The 1,119-nt window shown below is 26.7% G+C and carries 1 protein-coding gene and 1 pseudogene; both read right to left on the reverse strand.

Annotation, left to right across the window (positions count from 1 at the left end; translation table 11 throughout):
• Positions 1–572 (reverse strand): NAD-dependent epimerase/dehydratase family protein (locus Q4517_RS15385; protein ID WP_303511283.1); only part of this gene is annotated, 572 nt, incomplete at its 3' end.
• Between the two features lie 168 nt (positions 573–740).
• Positions 741–839: pseudogene (locus Q4517_RS15390) on the reverse strand (short-chain dehydrogenase); the annotation flags it as partial.
• Positions 840–1,119 lie beyond the last annotated feature (280 nt).

Raw genomic sequence — 1,119 nt, forward strand, 5'->3', positions numbered from 1 at the left:
TATCCGTTTTGCATTGGCTTCCCTGGTTGTGTATATTTAATTTCTATAAAGTTCTTTTTGCACCAGTTCATAAAAGTAGGATTTATAATAGCAGTTTTTATCTTATGGTTATTTTTTAACAAATACTTTTCAGTTTCAAATTTACTTTTTGCATAATATGATTGTTTAAAAAGTTTACTCATTTTATTATTTTCAGTCCCCGGTTTTTGTAAAGAACCATACCCTAAAGTATTGGCAGTACTAACAAAAATAAAGCGTTTAACATTACATATTATAGCAGCGTTGTATAGTTGTATGGTAGTATTGCAGTTTATTTTCTTATAATCAGAATACCTCAATAAACTTTGACTAGTTGTTGCAGCAACATGTATTACTACATCTACATTATTTAATAAAGAAGTAAAGTCTATAAATAAATCACCTTCAATTAGCTTTAAGTGCTTATGTTCTTTTCCTTTATAGTTTTGTTTTTTTCTGGTAAGACCAACAACAAAATAACCTTGTTGTAAAAGTTCATGACATAAATTAGTACCTAATAAACCGTTAATTCCTGTAATAAAAATTCGTTTCATGTTTAAGCTTCTCTTTTTATTATACTTGTCATTATAGGTATTTTTATCCAATTAGGTAAAAGAGTAGAAATAAACCAACTCATTGGGTTTATGATTATAAATGCTTTTCGTTTAAACATTTTTTTTATTGAATATTTAGCAATCTTTTTTGGGTCTAACAAGGTTAATTTACCTAAGAAGCCTTGTTTTTTTAATTCTTGCAGTAATTTCTGGATTTGTTTTCATAGCTCCAGGATTTATAACACTAACAGAAACATTAGTGTTTTTTAGTTCTTCTGAAAGACCTAATAAAAATGAGTGGACAAAAGCTTTTGAAGCAGGTTAAACTGTTTTATAGCCTAAAGGAGAAAAAGCAGCAATGCTTGGTACATTTAAAATATATGATTTTTTTTGTTTTTTAAATTAGGAAGCAGTTGATGTGTAAGTATTGTTATTGCTTTTATATTAACTTGAATTATATTATTTATACTCGTTGTGCATTATGATTTAAAATAAAAAAGTTGTTCATCTTACTGATAATTAGCAACTTGTTTCAGTTACAAAACAC

Origin of the sequence: Tenacibaculum sp. 1_MG-2023 (genome assembly GCF_030547425.1) — a bacterium.
Classification (GTDB): domain Bacteria; phylum Bacteroidota; class Bacteroidia; order Flavobacteriales; family Flavobacteriaceae; genus Polaribacter.